The sequence below is a fragment of the Ascidiaceihabitans sp. genome (assembly GCF_039986515.1).
Classification (GTDB): Bacteria; Pseudomonadota; Alphaproteobacteria; order Rhodobacterales; family Rhodobacteraceae; genus Ascidiaceihabitans.
In genome coordinates, this window is record NZ_JBDWQO010000007.1 from 897,237 (window position 1) to 916,472 (window position 19,236).

Annotated in this window: 17 protein-coding genes; 4 read left to right on the forward strand and 13 right to left on the reverse strand. The window is 54.0% G+C overall.

What is annotated here, in order from left to right; all coding sequences use genetic code 11:
- Nucleotides 1-49: 49 nt before the first annotated feature.
- Nucleotides 50-520: an HU family DNA-binding protein gene (locus tag ABJL60_RS07060; protein ID WP_348373674.1), complete on the reverse strand. Its 471-nt coding sequence runs from the start codon at nt 518-520 to the stop codon at nt 50-52.
- Nucleotides 521-801: 281 nt separating this feature from the next.
- Entirely contained in the window at nt 802-3,213 is a 2,412-nt protein-coding gene (lon, locus tag ABJL60_RS07065) for an endopeptidase La (RefSeq protein WP_348373675.1), read from the reverse strand.
- A gap of 542 nt (nt 3,214-3,755) precedes the next feature.
- Here lon and ABJL60_RS07070 point away from each other — a divergent pair.
- Complete coding sequence (locus ABJL60_RS07070; RefSeq protein ID WP_348373676.1) at nt 3,756-5,972, forward strand: glycosyltransferase family 2 protein; 2,217 nt, start codon at nt 3,756-3,758, stop codon at nt 5,970-5,972.
- A 456-nt stretch (nt 5,973-6,428) separates the two neighbouring features.
- On the opposite strand, the gene ABJL60_RS07075 is transcribed toward ABJL60_RS07070, so the two are convergent.
- The 3 genes from ABJL60_RS07075 to tgt form a co-directional block, all read right to left on the reverse strand.
- Nucleotides 6,429-8,162, reverse strand: coding sequence for a Hint domain-containing protein (locus ABJL60_RS07075; protein WP_348373677.1), 1,734 nt, complete (start codon nt 8,160-8,162; stop codon nt 6,429-6,431).
- A 365-nt stretch (nt 8,163-8,527) separates the two neighbouring features.
- Nucleotides 8,528-8,686, reverse strand: coding sequence for a hypothetical protein (locus ABJL60_RS07080; RefSeq protein WP_348373678.1), 159 nt, complete (start codon nt 8,684-8,686; stop codon nt 8,528-8,530).
- Between the two features lie 15 nt (nt 8,687-8,701).
- A complete protein-coding gene (gene tgt, locus ABJL60_RS07085) occupies nt 8,702-9,841 on the reverse strand; it encodes a tRNA guanosine(34) transglycosylase Tgt (protein ID WP_348373679.1) in 1,140 nt (379 codons plus the stop codon).
- 198 nt (nt 9,842-10,039) lie between these two features.
- On the opposite strand from tgt, the gene ABJL60_RS07090 reads away from it, so the two are divergent.
- Nucleotides 10,040-11,452 carry a hypothetical protein gene (locus ABJL60_RS07090; protein ID WP_348373680.1) on the forward strand — a complete coding sequence of 471 codons (1,413 nt, stop codon included), beginning with the start codon at nt 10,040-10,042 and terminating at the stop codon, nt 11,450-11,452.
- 123 nt (nt 11,453-11,575) lie between these two features.
- Here ABJL60_RS07090 and ABJL60_RS07095 read toward each other — a convergent pair whose 3' ends face one another.
- Complete coding sequence (locus tag ABJL60_RS07095) at nt 11,576-12,370, reverse strand: hypothetical protein (RefSeq protein WP_348373681.1); 795 nt, start codon at nt 12,368-12,370, stop codon at nt 11,576-11,578.
- 4 nt (nt 12,371-12,374) lie between these two features.
- Between ABJL60_RS07095 and ABJL60_RS07100 the strand changes: the two genes are divergently transcribed.
- Nucleotides 12,375-12,710 (forward strand): hypothetical protein, encoded by a 336-nt coding sequence (locus ABJL60_RS07100; RefSeq protein WP_348373682.1) that lies wholly within the window; start codon nt 12,375-12,377, stop codon nt 12,708-12,710.
- Between the two features lie 92 nt (nt 12,711-12,802).
- On the opposite strand, the gene ABJL60_RS07105 is transcribed toward ABJL60_RS07100, so the two are convergent.
- The 6 genes from ABJL60_RS07105 to ABJL60_RS07130 all read right to left on the reverse strand — a co-directional run bounded on the left by ABJL60_RS07105 (nt 12,803) and on the right by ABJL60_RS07130 (nt 17,478).
- Entirely contained in the window at nt 12,803-13,372 is a 570-nt protein-coding gene (locus ABJL60_RS07105) for a TetR/AcrR family transcriptional regulator (RefSeq protein ID WP_348373683.1), read from the reverse strand.
- Between the two features lie 15 nt (nt 13,373-13,387).
- Complete coding sequence (locus ABJL60_RS07110; RefSeq protein WP_348373684.1) at nt 13,388-14,434, reverse strand: FAD-dependent oxidoreductase; 1,047 nt, start codon at nt 14,432-14,434, stop codon at nt 13,388-13,390.
- 3 nt (nt 14,435-14,437) lie between these two features.
- Nucleotides 14,438-15,169 (reverse strand): SDR family NAD(P)-dependent oxidoreductase, encoded by a 732-nt coding sequence (locus ABJL60_RS07115; RefSeq protein WP_348291280.1) that lies wholly within the window; start codon nt 15,167-15,169, stop codon nt 14,438-14,440.
- On the reverse strand, nt 15,121-15,789 hold the full coding sequence (locus ABJL60_RS07120; RefSeq protein ID WP_348373685.1) for a cupin domain-containing protein: 669 nt from the start codon (nt 15,787-15,789) through the stop codon (nt 15,121-15,123). Before ABJL60_RS07120 ends, ABJL60_RS07115 begins: the two co-directional genes overlap by 49 nt.
- 35 nt (nt 15,790-15,824) lie before the next feature.
- Complete coding sequence (locus ABJL60_RS07125; RefSeq protein WP_348373686.1) at nt 15,825-16,445, reverse strand: glutathione S-transferase; 621 nt, start codon at nt 16,443-16,445, stop codon at nt 15,825-15,827.
- 193 nt (nt 16,446-16,638) lie between these two features.
- Nucleotides 16,639-17,478, reverse strand: a complete 840-nt coding sequence (locus ABJL60_RS07130; RefSeq protein WP_348373687.1) for a LysR substrate-binding domain-containing protein — start codon at nt 17,476-17,478, stop codon at nt 16,639-16,641.
- 75 nt (nt 17,479-17,553) lie between these two features.
- Here ABJL60_RS07130 and ABJL60_RS07135 point away from each other — a divergent pair, with 75 nt between their 5' ends.
- On the forward strand, nt 17,554-17,709 hold the full coding sequence (locus ABJL60_RS07135; protein WP_348373688.1) for a hypothetical protein: 156 nt from the start codon (nt 17,554-17,556) through the stop codon (nt 17,707-17,709).
- A gap of 581 nt (nt 17,710-18,290) precedes the next feature.
- Here ABJL60_RS07135 and ABJL60_RS07140 read toward each other — a convergent pair.
- Entirely contained in the window at nt 18,291-18,710 is a 420-nt protein-coding gene (locus tag ABJL60_RS07140) for an FCD domain-containing protein (RefSeq protein ID WP_348373689.1), read from the reverse strand.
- Between the last annotated feature and the right edge of the window lie 526 nt (nt 18,711-19,236).

The following is a 19,236-nucleotide window of genomic DNA, read 5'->3' on the forward strand; positions in this document are numbered from 1 at the left end:
CACGTGCAAGAGTGTGCGCGGCGCAAAAAATCGCGCCTAAACCAGTTTGCTATTCTGCAGCTTCTGGCACTGTGTTGATGGATTGACGAATTTTGGTCACCATCACGCGCGCGTTGGGCATTTCCTTGGCGCGACGCACTTTCACTTTGCCAAAGGGCTCCAAATTCAGTTCGCGGCCATCACTGACAGCCTCGCCCAATACGGCCAACATCGCTTCGACAACGGGTTTGGCGTCTTTCTTTTTAATTCCGGATTTTTCGACCACCAGATCAATCAGTTCACGTTTGCGCATAACCGGGCCACTCACAACGGTTTGTAAGGATTCGACGACAACAGGTGCAGCCGTTGGTCCAGAAGCCGTAACCACCGCAGTCTTGTCAACGGAGGTCTTCGCAGGCGTCGCGGACTTGGTCTTTGCAGACGCAGATGCGGTTTTGCTGGAAGCCGCTTTTGTCGGTTTTTTGGCCGCTGGTTTTGCGGAGGTTGTTTTTTTAACAGACGCTTTTGCTGTGCTCGTCATTTGGGCCTTTCTTGTGCGGATCGTCAATCAACACGCTTTTGTTTTTGTTGCCAATTCGGAGACAGTCTATGCAATTGGGGCGTGAATATCTAGCGTTTGAAGTCAATTTATCATATTTCGGGCTATTTTCACCACAGCGACAGTTGTCAGAGCTTTGTTACTCTATGGCTTAAGTGCATAAACTAAGTTCCATATGGCAGGGTTAGTGCTGCCCGTTCTTATAAAAAAACGGGCGGCCCAGAAAACTGGACCGCCCGAAAAATGTTAACGAACGTTTGTGATCAATGCGCGGTCGCGCCAGCGGTTCCGCTTGACGTCGTCGCAGCGGCTGCTGCAGCTGCCGCATCTTCCGCTTCCTGATCCCACTCGATCTCCTCCGGCGTCGCCACCAACGCATGTTTCAAAACTTCGGAAACATGGGACACAGGAATGATCTTAAGACCCTCTTTTACGTTATCAGGAATATCGGCCATATCCTTTTCGTTTTCTTCCGGAATGAGAACGGTTTTGATCCCGCCACGCAAAGCCGCCAGCAGTTTTTCCTTCAAACCACCAATTGGCATCGCGTTTCCGCGAAGGGACACTTCACCTGTCATCGCAATGTCTTTGCGCACCGGGATTCCCGTAAGAACCGAAACGATCGACGTCACCATAGCCAAACCAGCCGATGGCCCGTCTTTTGGGGTCGCCCCATCGGGTACGTGAACGTGAATATCGATCTTGTCAAACACGGTGGGCTTCACACCGATACGAGGGCTGATGGACCGCACGTAAGACGATGCCGCGTCGATGGATTCCTTCATCACATCACCCAGCTTGCCCGTCGTTTTCATGCGCCCCTTGCCAGGAAGCTTCAGCGCCTCGATGTGCAGCAAATCGCCGCCCACAGACGTCCAAGCCAGTCCCGTTACAACACCAACTTGATCATCTTTTTCCGCCAGACCAAAGCGGTGTTTACGCACACCAAGAAAGTCTTCAAGGTTCTCGTCTGTTACAGACACAGACTCCGCTTCCTTTTTGACAATCTTTGTCAATGACTTACGCGCAGTTTTGCCAATTTCACGTTCAAGGTTCCGAACACCCGCTTCACGCGTGTAGTAGCGGATAATCGAATTCAGGCCACCGTCCGTCAGCTCGAATTCGCCTTTTTTCAGGCCGTGATTTTTGACCTGTTTTGCGATCAAATGCTGTTTTGCGATCTCACGTTTTTCGTCTTCGGTGTAACCTGCCAACGGAATGATTTCCATACGGTCCAACAATGGTCCGGGCATGTTATAGCTGTTGGAGGTGGTCAGAAACATGACGTTGGACAGATCGTATTCGACTTCCAGATAATGGTCGACAAAAGTCGAGTTTTGTTCCGGATCAAGAACTTCAAGCATTGCAGACGCCGGATCACCACGGAAATCCTGCCCCATCTTGTCGATTTCATCCAACAAAATCAGCGGGTTGGTGGTTTTGGCCTTTTTCAGTGCCTGAATAATCTTGCCTGGCATGGACCCGATGTAAGTCCGACGGTGACCGCGAATTTCACTTTCGTCGCGCACGCCACCCAAAGAGATGCGAATAAATTCACGCCCCGTCGCTTTGGCCACAGACTTACCAAGCGATGTCTTACCAACACCAGGGGGGCCCACCAGACATAGGATCGGGCCACGCAATTTGGAGGACCGTTGCTGTACAGCAAGGTATTCGACAATACGTTCTTTGACTTTCTCAAGACCGTAGTGATCATCATCCAGAATTTTCTGTGCGCGGTTCAGGTCTTTTTTGACCCGCGATTTCACGCCCCATGGCACGCCCAGAATCCAGTCCATGTAATTGCGCACAACTGTCGCTTCCGCGCTCATGGGGGACATGTTTTTGAGCTTTTTCAGCTCCGCATCCACCTTTTCGCGGGCTTCCTTGCTCAGCTTTGTAGCTTCAATTTTTTCTTCAAGCTCGACAATTTCGTTTTTGCCTTCTTCGCCATCGCCAAGCTCTGTCTGGATGGCTTTCATTTGCTCATTCAGATAATATTCGCGTTGCGTCTTTTCCATCTGGGTTTTGACGCGTGTTTTGATCTTCTTTTCGACCTGAAGCACGGACATCTCGCCCTGCATTAAACCGTACACCTTCTCAAGGCGCTCGGACACGCTGAGCGTTTCAAGCAGGTCTTGCTTTTGTTCGACTTCAATGCCGAGGTGGCCCGCAACAAGATCCGCCAGTTTGGCAGGCTCTTGCGTTTCACCCACGGCGGTCAACGCTTCTTCGGGGATGTTCTTTTTGACTTTGGCGTAGCGTTCGAATTCATCGCCAACTGTGCGCAAAAGCGCCTCTGTTGTTGCGACATCCCCGGGCATTTCGGTCAAATACTCTGCCCGCGCTTCGAAAAAACTGTCGTTTTCGAGATACTCTGTGATGCGCACACGCGCTTGGCCTTCGACCAACACCTTCACGGTGCCATCGGGCAATTTCAACAGCTGCAAGACGTTCGCCAGCACACCGGCTTTGTAGATGCCGCCGGCTTCGGGATCGTCTTCGGACGGGTCGATCTGGCTGGACAGCAAAATCTGTTTGTCGTCAGACATGACTTCTTCCAATGCGCGCACAGATTTGTCGCGCCCGACAAACAGCGGCACGATCATATGTGGAAACACAACAATATCGCGCAACGGAAGCACGGGGTAGGAAGCGTTAAGGGGCTCTTGCATGCTCTTTCCTTTATTTGGCAACGCGGCTCACGTCCCTCTTGGAGGCAACGAATTGGCAACGTCCATCTTAGACATGTGTATGTGTTGCACAGGCCTGCCTATTTCAAGGGTAAGAATGACCTGAGTAGCCTGCAGGTGCAATGGCATGTAGAAAAATGTCAGTAGAATTATGCCCCGTCCAAAACATCCGGTGCGTCCTGTGCAAGGACAAACCCATGCGGCAATAAAAAGACGCATTTTGCCCTGCCCCGTGGTGTTTCCAAGCCTATCCAGCAAATGATTAACGTCAATTCGTGAAACAATCGGAAGCCTGAAAAGGAATTGGTTAGAACACCTCAACATTTGCGCCTTATTTTAAACAAATTTGCAGAATCGGTTTCAGTGCCCGTTCACCTGAGGTAAACTGATTGTGACTTACCTGGGGAGGTGTCGAAATGCCTACTGCTGCCATCTTGGCTGCCTTAATTGCTGCACTCTTTGCCGTTACTTTAGACGGCGACGATGACAACGACCAATCCAGCCTCTGACGGGGGGCGTTGTCGATGCTTTCTGGTGCGCCGACGTCAGGCCTTTTGTCCATTGTTGTCACTTTTTTCGATGAAACCCCATTTTTGCGCACTGCATTGCGGTCCATACGCAACCAAGGCATCGCACAGCTTGAGTTGATCGTCGTTAACGATAACCCCGAAAATTTCACCCCCGAAGACCTGTCCGATTTAACTGACGGGTTTGATGCACGGGTCATCCACCATATCGAAAACAAAGGCCTGTCTGCGGCACGCAACACCGGAATAGACGCCGCCAATGGCGACTTGATCGGATTTTTGGACGCCGATGACTATTACACGGTGGGTGGCCTGAACCGACACGCAACCTACGCACGCGAAACAGAAGCCGACATCACGCACGCAGGATGCTATATGGGGCGCACGGGATCGGCCCACGGCGTGCCGTTGATGCGTGATGAAAAGCTGCATATGCGCCAGCGTGTGGTGTCAGGCCGCATGGCTGCGGATGAAGCCCAATTTATCGTTTCCAGCTGGTCCAGCCTGTACCGTGCGGATTTCCTTGCCAGAAACGACCTGTGGTTCGATGTGGCCCAGCGCAAGTTCGAAGACCGCCTGTTCGTTCTGAACACCATTACCCAAGCACAAAAGGTTGCGTTTTTGGGCGCTCCGGTCCGGGTGTGGCGCCAGCGGGCCAATTCCATTTCCAGCACGGTCACGACCCCCGACACCCACCTGTTGCAAGTGCAATTGCTGGAAAAGTGCCTAAGTCACATAAAGGCCGAGACCAAAGCGCACGCCCTGCCCCAGCGCTACGAAAAACGCGAGCTGTTCAATTGTGTGTCACGGCTGATCTGGGACATGGATATTCTGCCCCGCCTTGCCGCCAAAGACCCCGCATATGATGATATGGGGCAACGCATCCAGACACTTTTGGGGGACGCAAGTTTCGGGCATCAAATCTTTTCCGACCCTATGGTGGCGGCCACGTCGCGTGTCGGGATGCGCACCAAGAAGGGCAAAATCACACGCGCGGACTTTTTTGAACTGCACAAGCTGTGGCGCGAAGGCCAGTTTACGCAGGCCCATGACATCATGCAGGCCCGTGCCCCCATTGCGCAGGTTCCCAAGGCCGTATCCCACAAAGCCAAACGACTTGTGCTACACATCGGGCTTCACAAAACCGGCACCACCTTTGTGCAACACCACCTGTACCACCACCGCACCGCATTGCTGCGCAAAGGTGTTTTGGTGCCGCAGACCGGGTTTGATGGTGACAAGGGCATCGACGGGCGCCCAGGCGCCATGTCCGGCCATCAAGGTCTGCTGCGGGCCTTGCGCAGCGATGACGACGCGGTGTGGACTGCGCTGCATCAAGAAATCGCGCTGTCACCCGCCCGTACGGTTTTAATATCGGCCGAGAACATGGGGTTTCCTACACAAGCCAACCGCGAAGAGATGATTGCCGCATTGATGGCGCGTCTTGGCGGTTACGCATCTGTGGATGTGATCGCCTTTGTGCGCCGCCCTGATACATATGTCGAAGCATTCTACCGCGAATGGGTCACATCTGCGCATCCATCGGGTGCGCGGTCCATCGACGAGGTGCTTGTAGACCACACCGGCCACCTGACGGATCTGGACGCAATGTTCCGCCCCTTTGAAAACATCACCGGACAGCCCGTGCTGTTGGCAGACTTCGACGCGTTGCGCGCCGAGGACGCATTGTGGTCAGGGTTTTGCGCATTGGGCGGCCTGCCCACCGATCTGGGGCGCGTAGCGGCCCCCCGTTATGCCTCTGCGCACCGCGAGGACGTGGCTTTGATGCAAATGATCAACATGGTGCAGCCCAGCGCCAAAAAGCGTGCCCGTTTGATGGGGGCGTTCTTTGCAACCCCCAATGACAGCAGCACGCGCGACCAAAGCCTGCTGCCCCCTGCCCGGCGCCAAGCGCTGTTGGCACGCTACGCCGAAAGCTCTGCGGAGTTTGCAACCGCGCGAGGCTACAACCCTGATCTGGACGCCGCCCATGCAGCGCTAAAGGCCGAGGACTGGACCGCGCTGGACCATATCCCGCTGTCCCGCCTTCAGGCTACTTTAGACGTGGGCGCGCAAGTGATGGGCGAGACAGACACCCCCCAAGCCCACGCCATCGCCCGCCCCAAGCCCCCGACCGCCACAGGCCGTTACGAGGTGAAGATCAAACTGCGCCCTTGGGCCGTGAAGCTGATAGAGCGAGTGCGCAGGCGGTAACCCCTATTTGATGCGAAAGCGGTTGCGCAGGGCAAAGCCGACTAAGAACAGCAATATCACTCCGAAGATGGATTGCATGCCGGACAGCGTGTCGAGCCATGCGGGGGTGCATTTAAAGAAATGCGGATGCATCTTGCGGGTAAAGCCAAGGAGTGGAAAGCTAACGTTCGTGCACATTGAAGCACTTGCTGCTGTCTGGATGACAGCTATGCGGACAAAGCTGACTTTCGAGAGTCTTCGTTCAATGACCGCTTACGACACAAGCATAACTTAGATGGGCAATTGGGTTCCCAGATTTCGGCCTCTTGAGAAACCTGTCGCTACGTTCATGTCGGACGTCGGCTTAGGCGTTATCCTGACAGACGAAGCGATAGAAATTTTAGCTCGACGATTTCAAAAGGCCGACTGTTGAGTTCAGCCACGTATCAAGACATCGCTACAACCGCTCTGCCATAGTCAAGCCGCCCTGAAATTGGCTGAATATTTCGCCAATTTTCTACTGGCTGCCCTCGTGCGCACCTCCTTGCGGGTCAGGATCAGCGCGGCGCGCGGACCGTATGCCTCCTTGACGGGCTTGCGAGTCAAGTCGGGTACCAACGAATAAAGCTTCGCGCGTTTCAGTATTGATAACATTTTTATTGCCATTGGACCTGGGTAAAAGCTCTCACTTGGGATATCGTTTGAAAACAGTGTTGCGTGCTGACCCAACAGAACATGAACATATGTCACACGCTTCAGACCCCGTGCAAAAGAGGCCATACATGTTTCTTCGGCTAGGTGTTTTGCCTTGACATAGATATTCTCACCCGTTTGAGCGTCTGTCATTAAGATGCAGTGCTGTGGCGACACAACCAAAGGTCGCGAGTTGCCCATGGTGCCCGGTTTGATCCGTACCGGCATGACATTATCTGACAGTGGCCCTGACGGATCACCCAGATCTGAATTTGTGATCCAGCGCACGGGCCTCGGACCGTATTCGACAGTCGCGACCAAATCACCCACACTCAGGTCTTCAACCGCAATATCACCCATCGGCGTCGCAATTTGCGTGCCCGCTGTGAAACAGGGAATACCCATCGCGTTCAGCTCAGGTGCGCTATCAACCTGAGAGGCCAAAACCCCTTGCAGGGTGATGCTTTCCCCGTTGGGGAATGTCAGGATCGCATCACCTGTGCCATCGCCGTTGGTGTCGGTCACCACGACATCCCACGCATTGACTGGATCGCCGGCGCCGTCAATCAGGCCCGAGACGTCGAGCTGGTCAATCGTGGTGCCATCGCCGCTATCGGTTAGGTCGAAGTTGTAGATTACATCTGATCCAGAAAAATTGGTCGTGACAACAGTATCGCGATCACTGTCGCCGCCCAAATTAATGCTATCCGAACCCGCCCCGCCTTCAATCGTGTCTTCGCCACTGCCCCCGGAAAGTACATCGTCACCTGCCCCACCGACAATAAGGTTATCGCCAGTGCTTGTCGTCACAGACAGATCGGATGTCGCCGCCGTTCCATCAAAGGTGTCATCACCGGAATGCAGATAGAACCGCTCGAACTCCGAAAAATTTGCGGTTTCGCCACCGAAAGTAACCGTGCCGTCGCCATCCCCGGTGAGGGTTATCGATGCGTCGACACCGGCGAAATCACCATAAACCTCAAGCAGGTCGCCGAAAGTCTCATCGGTTTCACCACCGAAAAGCGTTTCGCCATCCATGTTGTAGTAAACAGCGACCCAATCGTCGCCACCTTCACCGTAAAACGTATCGTCGCCGGTATCGGTGTCGTAGTTGTCATTGCCCTCGCCGCCAAAAATCAAATCGTCGCCGGCACGGCCGGTCAAATAGTCGTTGCCATCACCGCCATAAATGACCTCATCGCCTGACGTGCCGGTGATGGTATCATCACCCGAAGTGCCTGAGGTTATATTGCTAGGAGTGGCGGCCGCGCTGGCTGTGCCACTAGCTGTATACCAGTTGTCGGGAACAAAATAGACATTGCCATCTGTGGCGTATTGATAAGTGCCTGAATCGGTAACGTTGTTATAGTTTTGACCGTCGCCGTCCCAGATGCCGCTCCAAGTCCAGCTGCCGGTGCCGATTGTGTCGCTTGTAGTGAAAGTCGACTGGCTGCCTGAAATCGCATCACCTGCATCCAGGATACTGTTGCCCAGAGAAACCAAATACCCAATAGCCATAAAACGAACTCCGACGAAAAACCACCCGATACGTCGAGCACCACGCTCGTCCCTAAGGTTCCAAGCATGCGACACCTTACGGTGAAATCGGTTTCGAATTTACTAACCGACTGAATTGAAGAAATTGCAGGCAAATTTGGAATGATTGCGGCCCGGCCAGAACTCGTACGACAGCACCGGATTCTCAACGATTTCTCGATAGCAGCCGTTCGTGCAAGATGCAGCATTCTACACTCTGGGCTCAAACCGGACCTTCTCCGCCTCGCAGCATCATGTTGGATTTAACGCATATCTTGTCGCCGCTCATGGCCCTGACAAGCCCAGCCATTCCAAATGCGCCGGTTTTTTGCCACGAGATTCGCATCCTACAGATCATCGTATTCCACATACACCGTCGCCAGCACATACCACGGGTTCTGCGCCGCTGGCGTCAACTCCCCCCCGTCATTGCGCAGCGCCGATCCATCCTCGCGCACCTTGATCAAATGCCCCGCAGGCTTACTCGCATCATGTAACTCAGCCATACCAACGGCCCCCTTTTACAACGGTTCGATATCCCCTTGCGCACGGCCCTCGTGGAAGTCTTTCTGCCACGCCTCAAACGTGCCAGCCGCAATCGCGCCGCGCATACCGTCCATAATGTCCTGAAAATAGCGCAGGTTGTGCCATGTCAGCAACATCCCCGAAATCATCTCGTGGCTGCGGAACACATGATGCAGATAGGCGCGGGAATAGTTGGAACAGGCAGGACAGGCGCAGCCCTCATCAAGCGGGCGCGGATCGTCGGCGTGGCGCGCGTTCTTGATGTTCACCACGCCCTTGCGCGTAAACGCCTGCCCCGTGCGCCCCGAGCGCGACGGCAGCACGCAATCCATCATGTCGATGCCCCGCGCCACGGCCCCCACGATGTCATCAGGTTTGCCCACGCCCATCAGGTAACGCGGCTTGTCCACGGGCAGCTGATCCGGCGCATAGTCCAGACAATCAAACATCGCCGCCTGCCCCTCGCCCACAGCCAGACCGCCCACGGCATACCCATCAAAGCCGATCTCGCGCAGGGCTTCGGCGCTTTGCCCGCGCAAATCCTGTTCCAAACCGCCTTGCTGAATGCCAAACAGCGCATGCCCCGGGCGGTCGCCAAAGGCTGCCTTGGACCGTGCCGCCCAGCGCATCGACAATTCCATACTCTTACCAATGCGTGTGCGATCCGCTGGCAGTGCGGGACATTCGTCGAAACACATCACAATATCAGAGCCGAGCAGTTCCTGGATCTCCATCGAGCGCTCTGGCGTGATTTCGTGTTTCGACCCATCGATGTGGGATTTGAACGTGACGCCTTTTTCGGTCAGCTTGCGCAGGCCGGCCAGTGACATCACCTGAAAGCCACCTGAATCCGTCAGGATCGGGCGGTCCCAGTTCATGAACTTGTGCAACCCGCCCAGTTTGGCGATGCGTTCCGCCGTGGGGCGCAGCATCAGATGGTAGGTGTTGCCCAGCAGTATATCCGCCCCCGTGGCACGGACACTTTCGGGCATCATCGCCTTAACGGTGGCCGCGGTGCCCACAGGCATGAACGCAGGTGTCCGAATGTCACCACGCGGGGTTTGGATCACGCCAGTGCGGGCTTTGCCGTCAGTGGCGTTCAAGGAAAACGAAAACGGTGTTTGGGTATCTGTCATATCCCCCATGTGCCGCACTTTCGGCCCATATCCAAGCGGATTTAAATGCGGCCCACCTCGGATCCGGGGGCGAAGTATCATCTGTTTTATGCACTGGCACCTACCTAAAGGGGAAGTTTGTGCACATCAGAGCACAAAGGGTTTACACGCCGCACCTGTGATCCCAAAAGTGACCCCATCAAATTTGAGGAACACTTTATGCCCGCCAATCCCAATTCAGCCGTCAATGACATTGTCGATGTGACAGAAACCGAAACCTCTGCGGGCAATGTGTTTTTAAATGACACGTTCGACAACGGCTATGACAGTCTAAGCGTCAATGGGATCGTGATCGCGGGCGAAGGTCCGACATCCGTAAACAGCACGTTTGGGACCTACACCATCTCTGGTGATGGAACGTATATGTTCACCCCTTTTGCATGGGTTGAGGGACATTCGTTTTTCAACCTCGATCTTGGATTGCAAGACACCGTTACCTACAGCGTGTCCGCCCAAGGCGAAACCTATGAGGCAGAGCTGATCCACAACATCACGGGCAGTGGTGACATCGCATATGTGTCGTCGCGACCAAATGCGAACGACCCCGCCGTGACAGAGTACCTTAACGAATTCCTCGAAGTGTTGTTTCAGGTGACGTCCACTGAAGGCACTTCGGTGGTTATGGAATTCGCTTTGGGCGAGGATTTTATCAACGGGTTGGCAAACACCACCTATGTCTATGGCACCGACGGGCAAGCGCACAGCGCAACAACGCTGTTCCAGACGGGGGCCACCACCACAACAACCTACGACTATGAGAACGAAGAAGATTACATCCTTCAGACCATTGTCACAAACGCCAGCGGAGCACCATTGACGTTGTTTCGGGCCTTGGACAACGGCGGCACAGTCGAGGCAACATACACAACAAACCCATCCGCCAATGTGGCAGCCCGTGCCAAGGAATATAACGCGGAAGGTGACCTTGCAGCAGACGTTATCCTGTTTAACGACGACCGTCTGGTGCGCACGCAATATGATGGCGCGGGCATCGTGGACCAAGTGTCCTTCTTTGACGAATCCGACGATGGGCTCGGGCAAATCTGGGAAAGCATCGTCACTGAATACGAAGGCGGTAGTGCAACGCAAAGAACCATAACCTACGACACGGGCGATGCCAAAATTACCCAATACGATGCGGAATCCGGTGCACGTACTGTTGGGCTTTCGGATGGATCAAACACCCGGTCCTGGGACTTGCGTGAAAAGACATTCAACGCAGAAGGCACATTTGTCGGGGACCATTTCGTCTTTGACAACGGCTTTGACAGAACGCGCGAATACTATGAGGACGGCTCTTTGCGCCGGATATTCATGGATGACGGTGCAAACACCAAAAGCTGGGACACATTGGAACGCGTTTACGATGAAGCGGGCGATCTTGCATCGGTACATCAGGTGAAAGACAGCGGCGACATTACCAGCTCAACCTACGCCACGGGCGGCATCTTGCAAACACGGGTCTTTACCGACGGGTCAGAAACAAAAGACTACTATTCCAAAACCTACACCTATGACGCGAGCGGAAACATCATCAACACTGTGACTGTGGAAGACGGGGTGTTTGGCTAGGGTCAGACCCCATTAAGCCAACACTTGTTGCAGTTCTGATCTGGCTATACGTCACCGATCACTGCAATCCTGCCCCTGTGTGTGTAACGGCGCACAGGGGTCATCTTTCGGCACGTCATTCCCTTACTTGGTTTGAAACCTTTGCAAAAATGCCTGCTTTTTCTTCTGCCCCAATTTGGACGCTGAATACGCTGCGCTGTCTTTCATATGGCCCATCGCCGCCATCGACATGATAGAAAAGATATAACCCGAACGCCGCTGCTGCATCGCGCGGGCAGCGGCCGCGCGATGCAGCATGGGGGCCTTCGTCGCCAAAAACATCCGCAGGCTTGCCCATAATATGTTTGGGTACAAAATGGTAGCCGCGCCGCACATTGATGAAGGCCGCATCGCCCGCCACAGCCGCGTCACACGCAATGTCACAACCGGAATTACCCGCACCGACAACCAGACCCTTTTGCCACGGAATTCATCCATGTGTCGGAAGCTGTTTGCGTGGCGCACTTCACCATCAAACGCATCTGTTTGTGATGCCCATGCAGGCATTTTGGGGTGCCATGTCGTGCCTGAAACACAAACCATCCAGCGATACTGCCGTGTCTCGCGGTGCGCCAGCGTCACATCCCACACGTCATTTGCAAACGTGGTCTGCGTGACTTCGGTGTTGAAAGTGATGTGATCGTACAAATTATAATGTCTGGCAAAATTCTTCATATAATCAAAAATCTGACGGTTTGACGGGTAGTTCGGATAGTAATCCGGCATCGGAAAGTCCGAAAAATATGAGTGGATCTTGGATGAGATGAAATAGGCGGATGCGTACAACGCGCCGGTGTTCCAATCGGAACAGTCTACCAGTTTTTTCCCAACAAAAGCGCAGTCATACACACACTGGTCACGGATATCATGCAGCAGCATGCACATGGCGTTGCAGGCGCAAATGGAAGGCATCCAAAGCCTTGATGACGCATCCGGGCGCGTTGATCAGATGGTGCGCGGCTACTCTCAATTTTTGAAAGACGAACCCGTGATGCGCGATATTCTGGGTTCAACGCAGGGCGACAAAAAACTACAAGCCTTGGACCAGAAAGACAGCCGCACAAACGGGGCGATGATGTTTGAGCGCATGAAACCCTTTGTTTCACAGCACGACCATAAGCGTCTTATGGTGGTTCTGTTTCTAAATGCGCATCTGACAGGTTCGTTGACCCGCCTTGCTGTGATGGAAGATGCGGATATGGCAGAAAGCTTGATATAGATTTACGTGAAAAGGCTGCAAGATGATCTTTTGTCGTTCAAGCCGGCCAAAACGCCTTGGGGGTCGGTGCACGGACAAAGCCGTATTCCAACCTAAGCGCGCAAACGTGCAGACAACACATGCATTGCAGCGTCGAAGCGCTCAGTATTTTGCGCCACGCGAGCCGCAAGTTGTGCGCCCTCTAACAAAGGAAGGGTGGCGGCCGCTTCGGCCATTGGATCCACAACATCTTTTATGGTTCCGTCGTCCTTGCCTTGCGCAAATGTCTTGGCCAGCCAATCAATCATCATCGATCTAAAGCGGTTCATTTCCGCTATCGTCTCGGCGGACAGGCTTTGGATGCTTGTGGAAAAAGACACGCAAAGACATAGGCTTTGCCCGTCATCAAGCGCACCACGATACCGCAAAACCAGCGCTTCAAGACGCGCCGCACCGGTTGTCTGTTCTTGATCAATCTCGGCGCAGGCCCTTTCCAAATCCAAATAATATCGCTGCATCAAAGCCACAGCCAATGTCGCCTTGTTTGAGAAATGGTGATGGATACTGGCCTTTGTGATCCCGACATCTGCCGCCAGATCCGCATAGCTGAATCCGTCAAAACCACGCGTTCGCGCAGCCTGCTCTGCCGAATCCAAAAGATTGGTTTTTGTGTCTTTGGCCATGTTCTAAGTCCGATTTTACAAGTTCAGTGTACTTAGAACATTTTCCGCAGCTTCCAAAGCACCTTCGATATAGCCGCCAAAAACCGGTGCAACTTCGGTCCCGGCGAAGTGCAATTTGCCGTCCCAAAGATTTGTCATAGCCTCGGCCAACCCGTATGTGGGATGCGCATAAAGCGGGGCTTTGTCTGCCTCGGTCGCGGTGAAGGGGTCAAAAGCCCAGTCTTTCACGTAAAGCTGGCGGGGCTCTGCCGCTTGTGGTCCAAACAATCTGACCAATTGTGCCAGCAGGTGCTGCCGCAGTATGTGTTCATCTGCACGGCCATTGGGTGGAACGCCGATAAATCCAAACAACGCATAAGGTCCACCCGTTGCAGGCGACGCGTCGTGGATTTCGACCATAGGTCCTTTGCGGCTCATGGCGTCGCCCGATAACCCTTCATCGCGCCAGAATGGCCGGTCGTAAACGGCAACAGCCTTGGCCTGCCCCGCCATCCACGTGGCCACACCCTGCATGGTTTGGATTGCACCAACAGGCAAAGCAGGCAAAAATTCAATCTGTGCGGCAACGCGTGGCGGCAACGCAAGCACAACGCGGTCGGCGCGGATTGTCTTAGTGTTGGACAGCGTGGCGATGCAGTGGCCCTCCAGATGTTCCAGCCGCGTCACCACCGCATTTCGCCGTTTTCGACCTTCGGGAAGGCCGTTGGCCAGTGCGTCTGTCAACGCGCCCAATCCCCCGGCAAGCCGCCACGACCCTTCCATGGATGAAAGCCCCTGACCGCGCTGGACCTGACCATGTTCGTTTTCAAAGGTCAGCACACCGTCGGCGAACTGGTCGAATTTTTGCAGATTCAATCGCGCGATCATGGCTGCAATACGCGGCTGACCGGGCCAGAACCACGCAGGGCCCATGTCAAAGTATCCGCCCGCATCACGGTGCGTCAGAATTCGGCCGCCGAACCGTGACCGCGCCTCAACCACCAGATAATCAGCGCCTTGGGCCTCAAGTCCATGGGCAAGTGCCAGACCAGACAGCCCCCCGCCCACGATCAATGTCTTCATACGTTAGAACCCTTCGGACGCCGGACGCAGATCAAGTTCGTGTGTCCATGTCGACTTTGGTTGATGGGCCAGCTGCCAATAGGCTTCGGCAATATCTTCGGGTTTCATCATTTTGGCAGGATCAAGGCTGTGCAAATCGCGCGATCGCGCTGTGTCGATGATCCCATCCAGAATGGCGTGGCAGACGTGTACCCCTGCAGGCTGAAATTCACGCGCAAGGGACTGCGTCAGGCCGCGCAACGCAAACTTGGCACTGGCAAACGCCGAAAACTTCGCCCCCCCGCGCAAAGACGCCGTGGCCCCTGACACAATGAATGTCCCACCACCTGCATCCACCATCGGCTGCACCGTGGCCTCTGCGACCAATACAGCAGACTGCACCATCGACGCCCATGTGCGGCGATAGTCCGCAAGTGATGTTTGCGCGAAAGGCGCGATGACCAGTTCCGCAGTGTTGTGCACAACAACTTTTGGCGGTCCGTATTTCGCGATGAGTTCCGAGATCACCGCCGGAACAGCTGCCTCATCGGTCAAATCCAATGTTTGAAAATCACCGACAGGCTTGACAGGGCGTGACCGTCCCAGACCCACGGGCGTAAACCCGCTCTGTTCAAACCGCGCCAAAAGGGACTGGCCAAGACCAGCCCCTGCCCCCGCCACAAGAACCAAAGGTTTATGCGTCCCCATCAGACAGCCGGCGGTTTCGCATGTGGCAGATGGCCAGTTTTCATCCATAGCTTTGCGCCATCAGAGCCGGCCGTCGCTGTCAAAGGTGCCCCTTCTGGCAAACGTAGCCAAGCCCCTTTGCCCAGCGTATCGCCACCCTCGGACACGGTGCCTGCAATCACCAGAACTTCGATGCCGCCCACGTCCGAATTTTCAAGTGTCGCCCCCCCGTCCAACTGGCTGTAGGTCACCGTTTCACGCGCATCACGGTGCAGTTCAGCTGTGGCGACACCGTCGACAGGTGCTGCCAATTCATCTGCCATAGCTTTGCGAAACTGGTTGCGGTCGTCCATATCGAACTGCCACAATTTCACAAATATCGTGCACCCCAGCGCCGATCCCGGTGTATGCGCGGTCGTCGGTGGGTTGCGCACGTAAGTGCCCGCGGGAAAGTCGCCATGTTCATCTTGGAACACCCCGTCCAGCACGATGAATTCTTCACCGCCTGTGTGTGTGTGCTCGGAAAATTTGCTTTGAGGTGCATAGCGCACGATTGTCGTGGCCCGTGCCACCTCTCCGCCGATGCGGTCCAGCATACGCCGATCCACACCCGGCATGGGTGACGCGTTCCACTCAAGCTGATCAGAGTGAACCACGACCCGCGTCTTAAAATCTGCATTCAGTTCCATGATATTGTCCTTTTCAACTTAAGTAGAACGGCTTTTTAACCGGCGATGCTAGGCCGAGAGGCCACTTTTGCCCGCCACGCCGTCAGATGCGACAGATTTTCCGGGATCTCCACTTTGGCAAAGTCTGCAAAAGCGAGACCCGCAAAAGCCGTTATATCCGCAACCGAAAATTCCGTTCCGGCAAGATAGTCGTTATCTGCCAGAACTTCATCAAGATATGTCATTGTCTGTGTTGCGGTTTCTTTTTGCCTGTTGCCCCACACTGCGCATTGATCCGTTTCCAAATCGGGCCCAAGACCAGGCGTAGCGTGGTGGAAATAGGTTCCAACGGCATTCAAAAGACCATTTTCGGCACGCAGGTTCATCATCGAAATTTGCGCCCGCTGCTTTGGCGTTGTTCCCGTCAGCGATGGGCCCTCAAAATGGCCATCGATGTATTCTGTGATCGCATTGCACTGCGAAATGTGGGTCCCGTCCGCCAATTCCAGGCAAGGAACCGCTGCATCCGGGTTCATTGCTTTGAACGCATCGGTGCGGTGTTCGCCGCCCATTACGTCTACCGCGATAAAGTCGACCTTGTCCGTCGCGCCTTTTTCCGCAAGCGCGATGCGCACGCGGGCCGGGTTCGGAAAACCCTCTGTGTCAAATATTTTCATGTTAGTATCTCCAGTTGTTGATGCCTAAACCTACTAGTAGGTAGATATTTTCAGCAAGAGTATTTTTCAGGCTTCCGGTCACATAACTGTGAAGTTGTACGGGGCAAGAAATGGCCACAGCCCCGGAAAATGCAAGCGGCTGTCCTTGCACACTATGATCCGATTTCCCGTTTCATAAATTCAACAAATGCCTTCACACGTGGCTTACGGAATGCAAACGGCAGTTGCACCGCGTGAATTGGCAATCTGCGAGACTGACAACCAGTAAAAGCTCAACCAAATGCCCCGTTTCCAAGTTGTCACCCAAAAATATGTCTGGGCAAATGAATATCTCTGAACCTGTCAGTGTCGGAACAAGACAGGCTGGCGGGCTGTTGGCCAGAAACGGACCTGTTACAGGCACCAGCATCTGCTGACCGTCGATCTGAAACGGCCAACGGTTTGGGCCCGGATTGTTGGAATCTCTAATGCAGATATGTTCGCCAAGGTGAATGAGGTGCTCGGGTTTGCCATGTCGCGCGATGTAAGATGGCGCTGCGACCACTTTCATGTGCGTCTCGCCTAGTTTGCGGACGATCAGACTTGAATCGCTCAGGTCGCCAATCCGGATAGCAGTATCAAACCCACCTTTTGCAAGGTCAGCCTGATGATCTGACAGGTCAAGCTCGACCGTCACATTCGGATGTTCTTTGACAAACTTGTCCGCGGCCGACGCAACTGCGGTGTCTCCATAAGTAAGCGGTGCGGCAACGCGCACAATGCCACTTAACCCGTCAGAACCTTCAAATTCGGAGTCCAATTGTTCCAATTCCAAAAGAACGCGCCGTGCCCCTTCCAAGTATCGCTCACCCTCATGGGTTAGGGACATGGACCGCGTGGTGCGGTGCAGTAAGGTCATACCAAGATGGTTCTCCAACTGCGCAACCCGTTTGCTGACAAGCTTGTTCGAAATGTTCAACCGCTGACCAGCAGCTGCAAAGGAACCCGTTTCCACAACCGCGACGAAGCGCTGCATCCCATCTAGCCGATCCATTCATTATCTCTGAATGCGCGATACATTTTCCAGATTATCGCCATTTCATAGAGAAAAAACCGTGACGAAATCTTGATGACCACACGGCCGTTTAACCTCAAAGCGCTCACACAACACGCCGCCCGATGGAACGGTGCACCACAAGGCACAGTGATAGGTCACGTTCACCTGCGTGTGGGAGATGTTGTTGCAGCCGCGAAGTTCATCTGCACCGAAATCGGAATGGTGTAAACTTTCCAACGGCTGTCAGCAAAGTGGTTCGGATCGGGTAGCTACCACCACCACCTCGCCGTCAATCAATGGCAGTCCCAAGGGGCAAGAATAAGATCCGAAGACAGCACCGATCCTTGGCCTCATCCCCCGACCGCAAGGAAAGCGGCATCGAAGTGGAAAAGCGAAAGCCCCGTTCATCAATTTGGCGTAGGTTCGATCCCTACCAGCGAAGCTAAGATAAGCCGCTAAGTCCGACGATTTGGTGGCTTTTTGTTTTGGTTCATTGGCGTGTTCTGGTTTTCGAAAGCACCACGCGGTTCCAATTGCTGTGCTATTTGCCCGACAGCATCGGTTTGTCCCGCCTGTGTTGGATCAGTTCTTTGACAGCCAAGCCGTCCAATCATTCACGCGCCCGGAAAGATCTTTGGCAGACGCTCTGCCCCGTGTTTCAGGCTTAGTGTGTATTGAACCACTGCTGGAAATTGCACCTGTGGCAGGATTTTCTCCAGTCCCTTTACAAACGCGGCCTATCGCCCTGCACAGGGGTGGACGGGAAAGCAACGGATTGAAACGCTGATCCGCACCCGCGCCAAACGGGTCTATTCATCAAAATATGCGTTGTGGGTTGTGTAAATCGCTTCGACTGTGGGGGTCAGACGGTCAAGATGTGTGCGCAGCACTGTATCAGCTGTTGCTGCATCGCCGCTGAACAACGCAGCCAACAGCTTCTGATGATCTTCATAAAGAACTTCCATCGCTTCTTTGCTGGTCAAGGCCAACATGCACAAACGATCAACCTGCGCCTTGTTCTCGGCGATGATCTCAAACGCGAATGCCTGTTTCCCCGAGGCGCAAAGAAGCTTGTGGAATTGATAATCAAGATCATGGAACAAGCCGACATCACTTTTTGAAATTGCATCCGCCTGTTCACGAAGGTTGGCGTTCAAAGCGGCATCAATGGATCGGTCCCGGTCCAGTGATGCGGCGCGGACAACTTCGAGTTCTACTGCGGCACGCACAAAACGGGCATTTGCAATCAGTTGACGCGAGAACGGGCGAACAACGGTCGCGCGTTGCGGCCGCACCAAGAGAAGATTGAGGTGCGCAAGTCGGGTAAATGCTTCGCGGACAGGTTGGCGTGAATAGCCAAAAGACTTCGCGACATCCGTTTCCGATATTTTAGTTCCAGGAAGCAATTCCAGTCGAACGATTCTGTCAAAAAGCTCCTCAAAAACCACGTCACTGCTGGTTATTCGTTCGGGGGCTGCCAATGCTACCATAGTCGTTTCTAACCTCAATTTCGATGCAGTGTCGCAGAAACTTATTTGGAATCATAGGGTAAATTTGGGATACTAGAAGTCACAATATCCCATATTTTTATAAGAAATATTCCAAGTTTTACTGTGTGGTGAAATTTATATGTTGACTAGTATCCCAGATGGAGTTTTGATTGCCCCCATGAGCGAAGGACGAGGTGCCGCGCTTGTCAGGGAGGAAAGCGACGATTGCCCGCACGGGGATTTGTTGCAGATCTGGCTTGCCGTT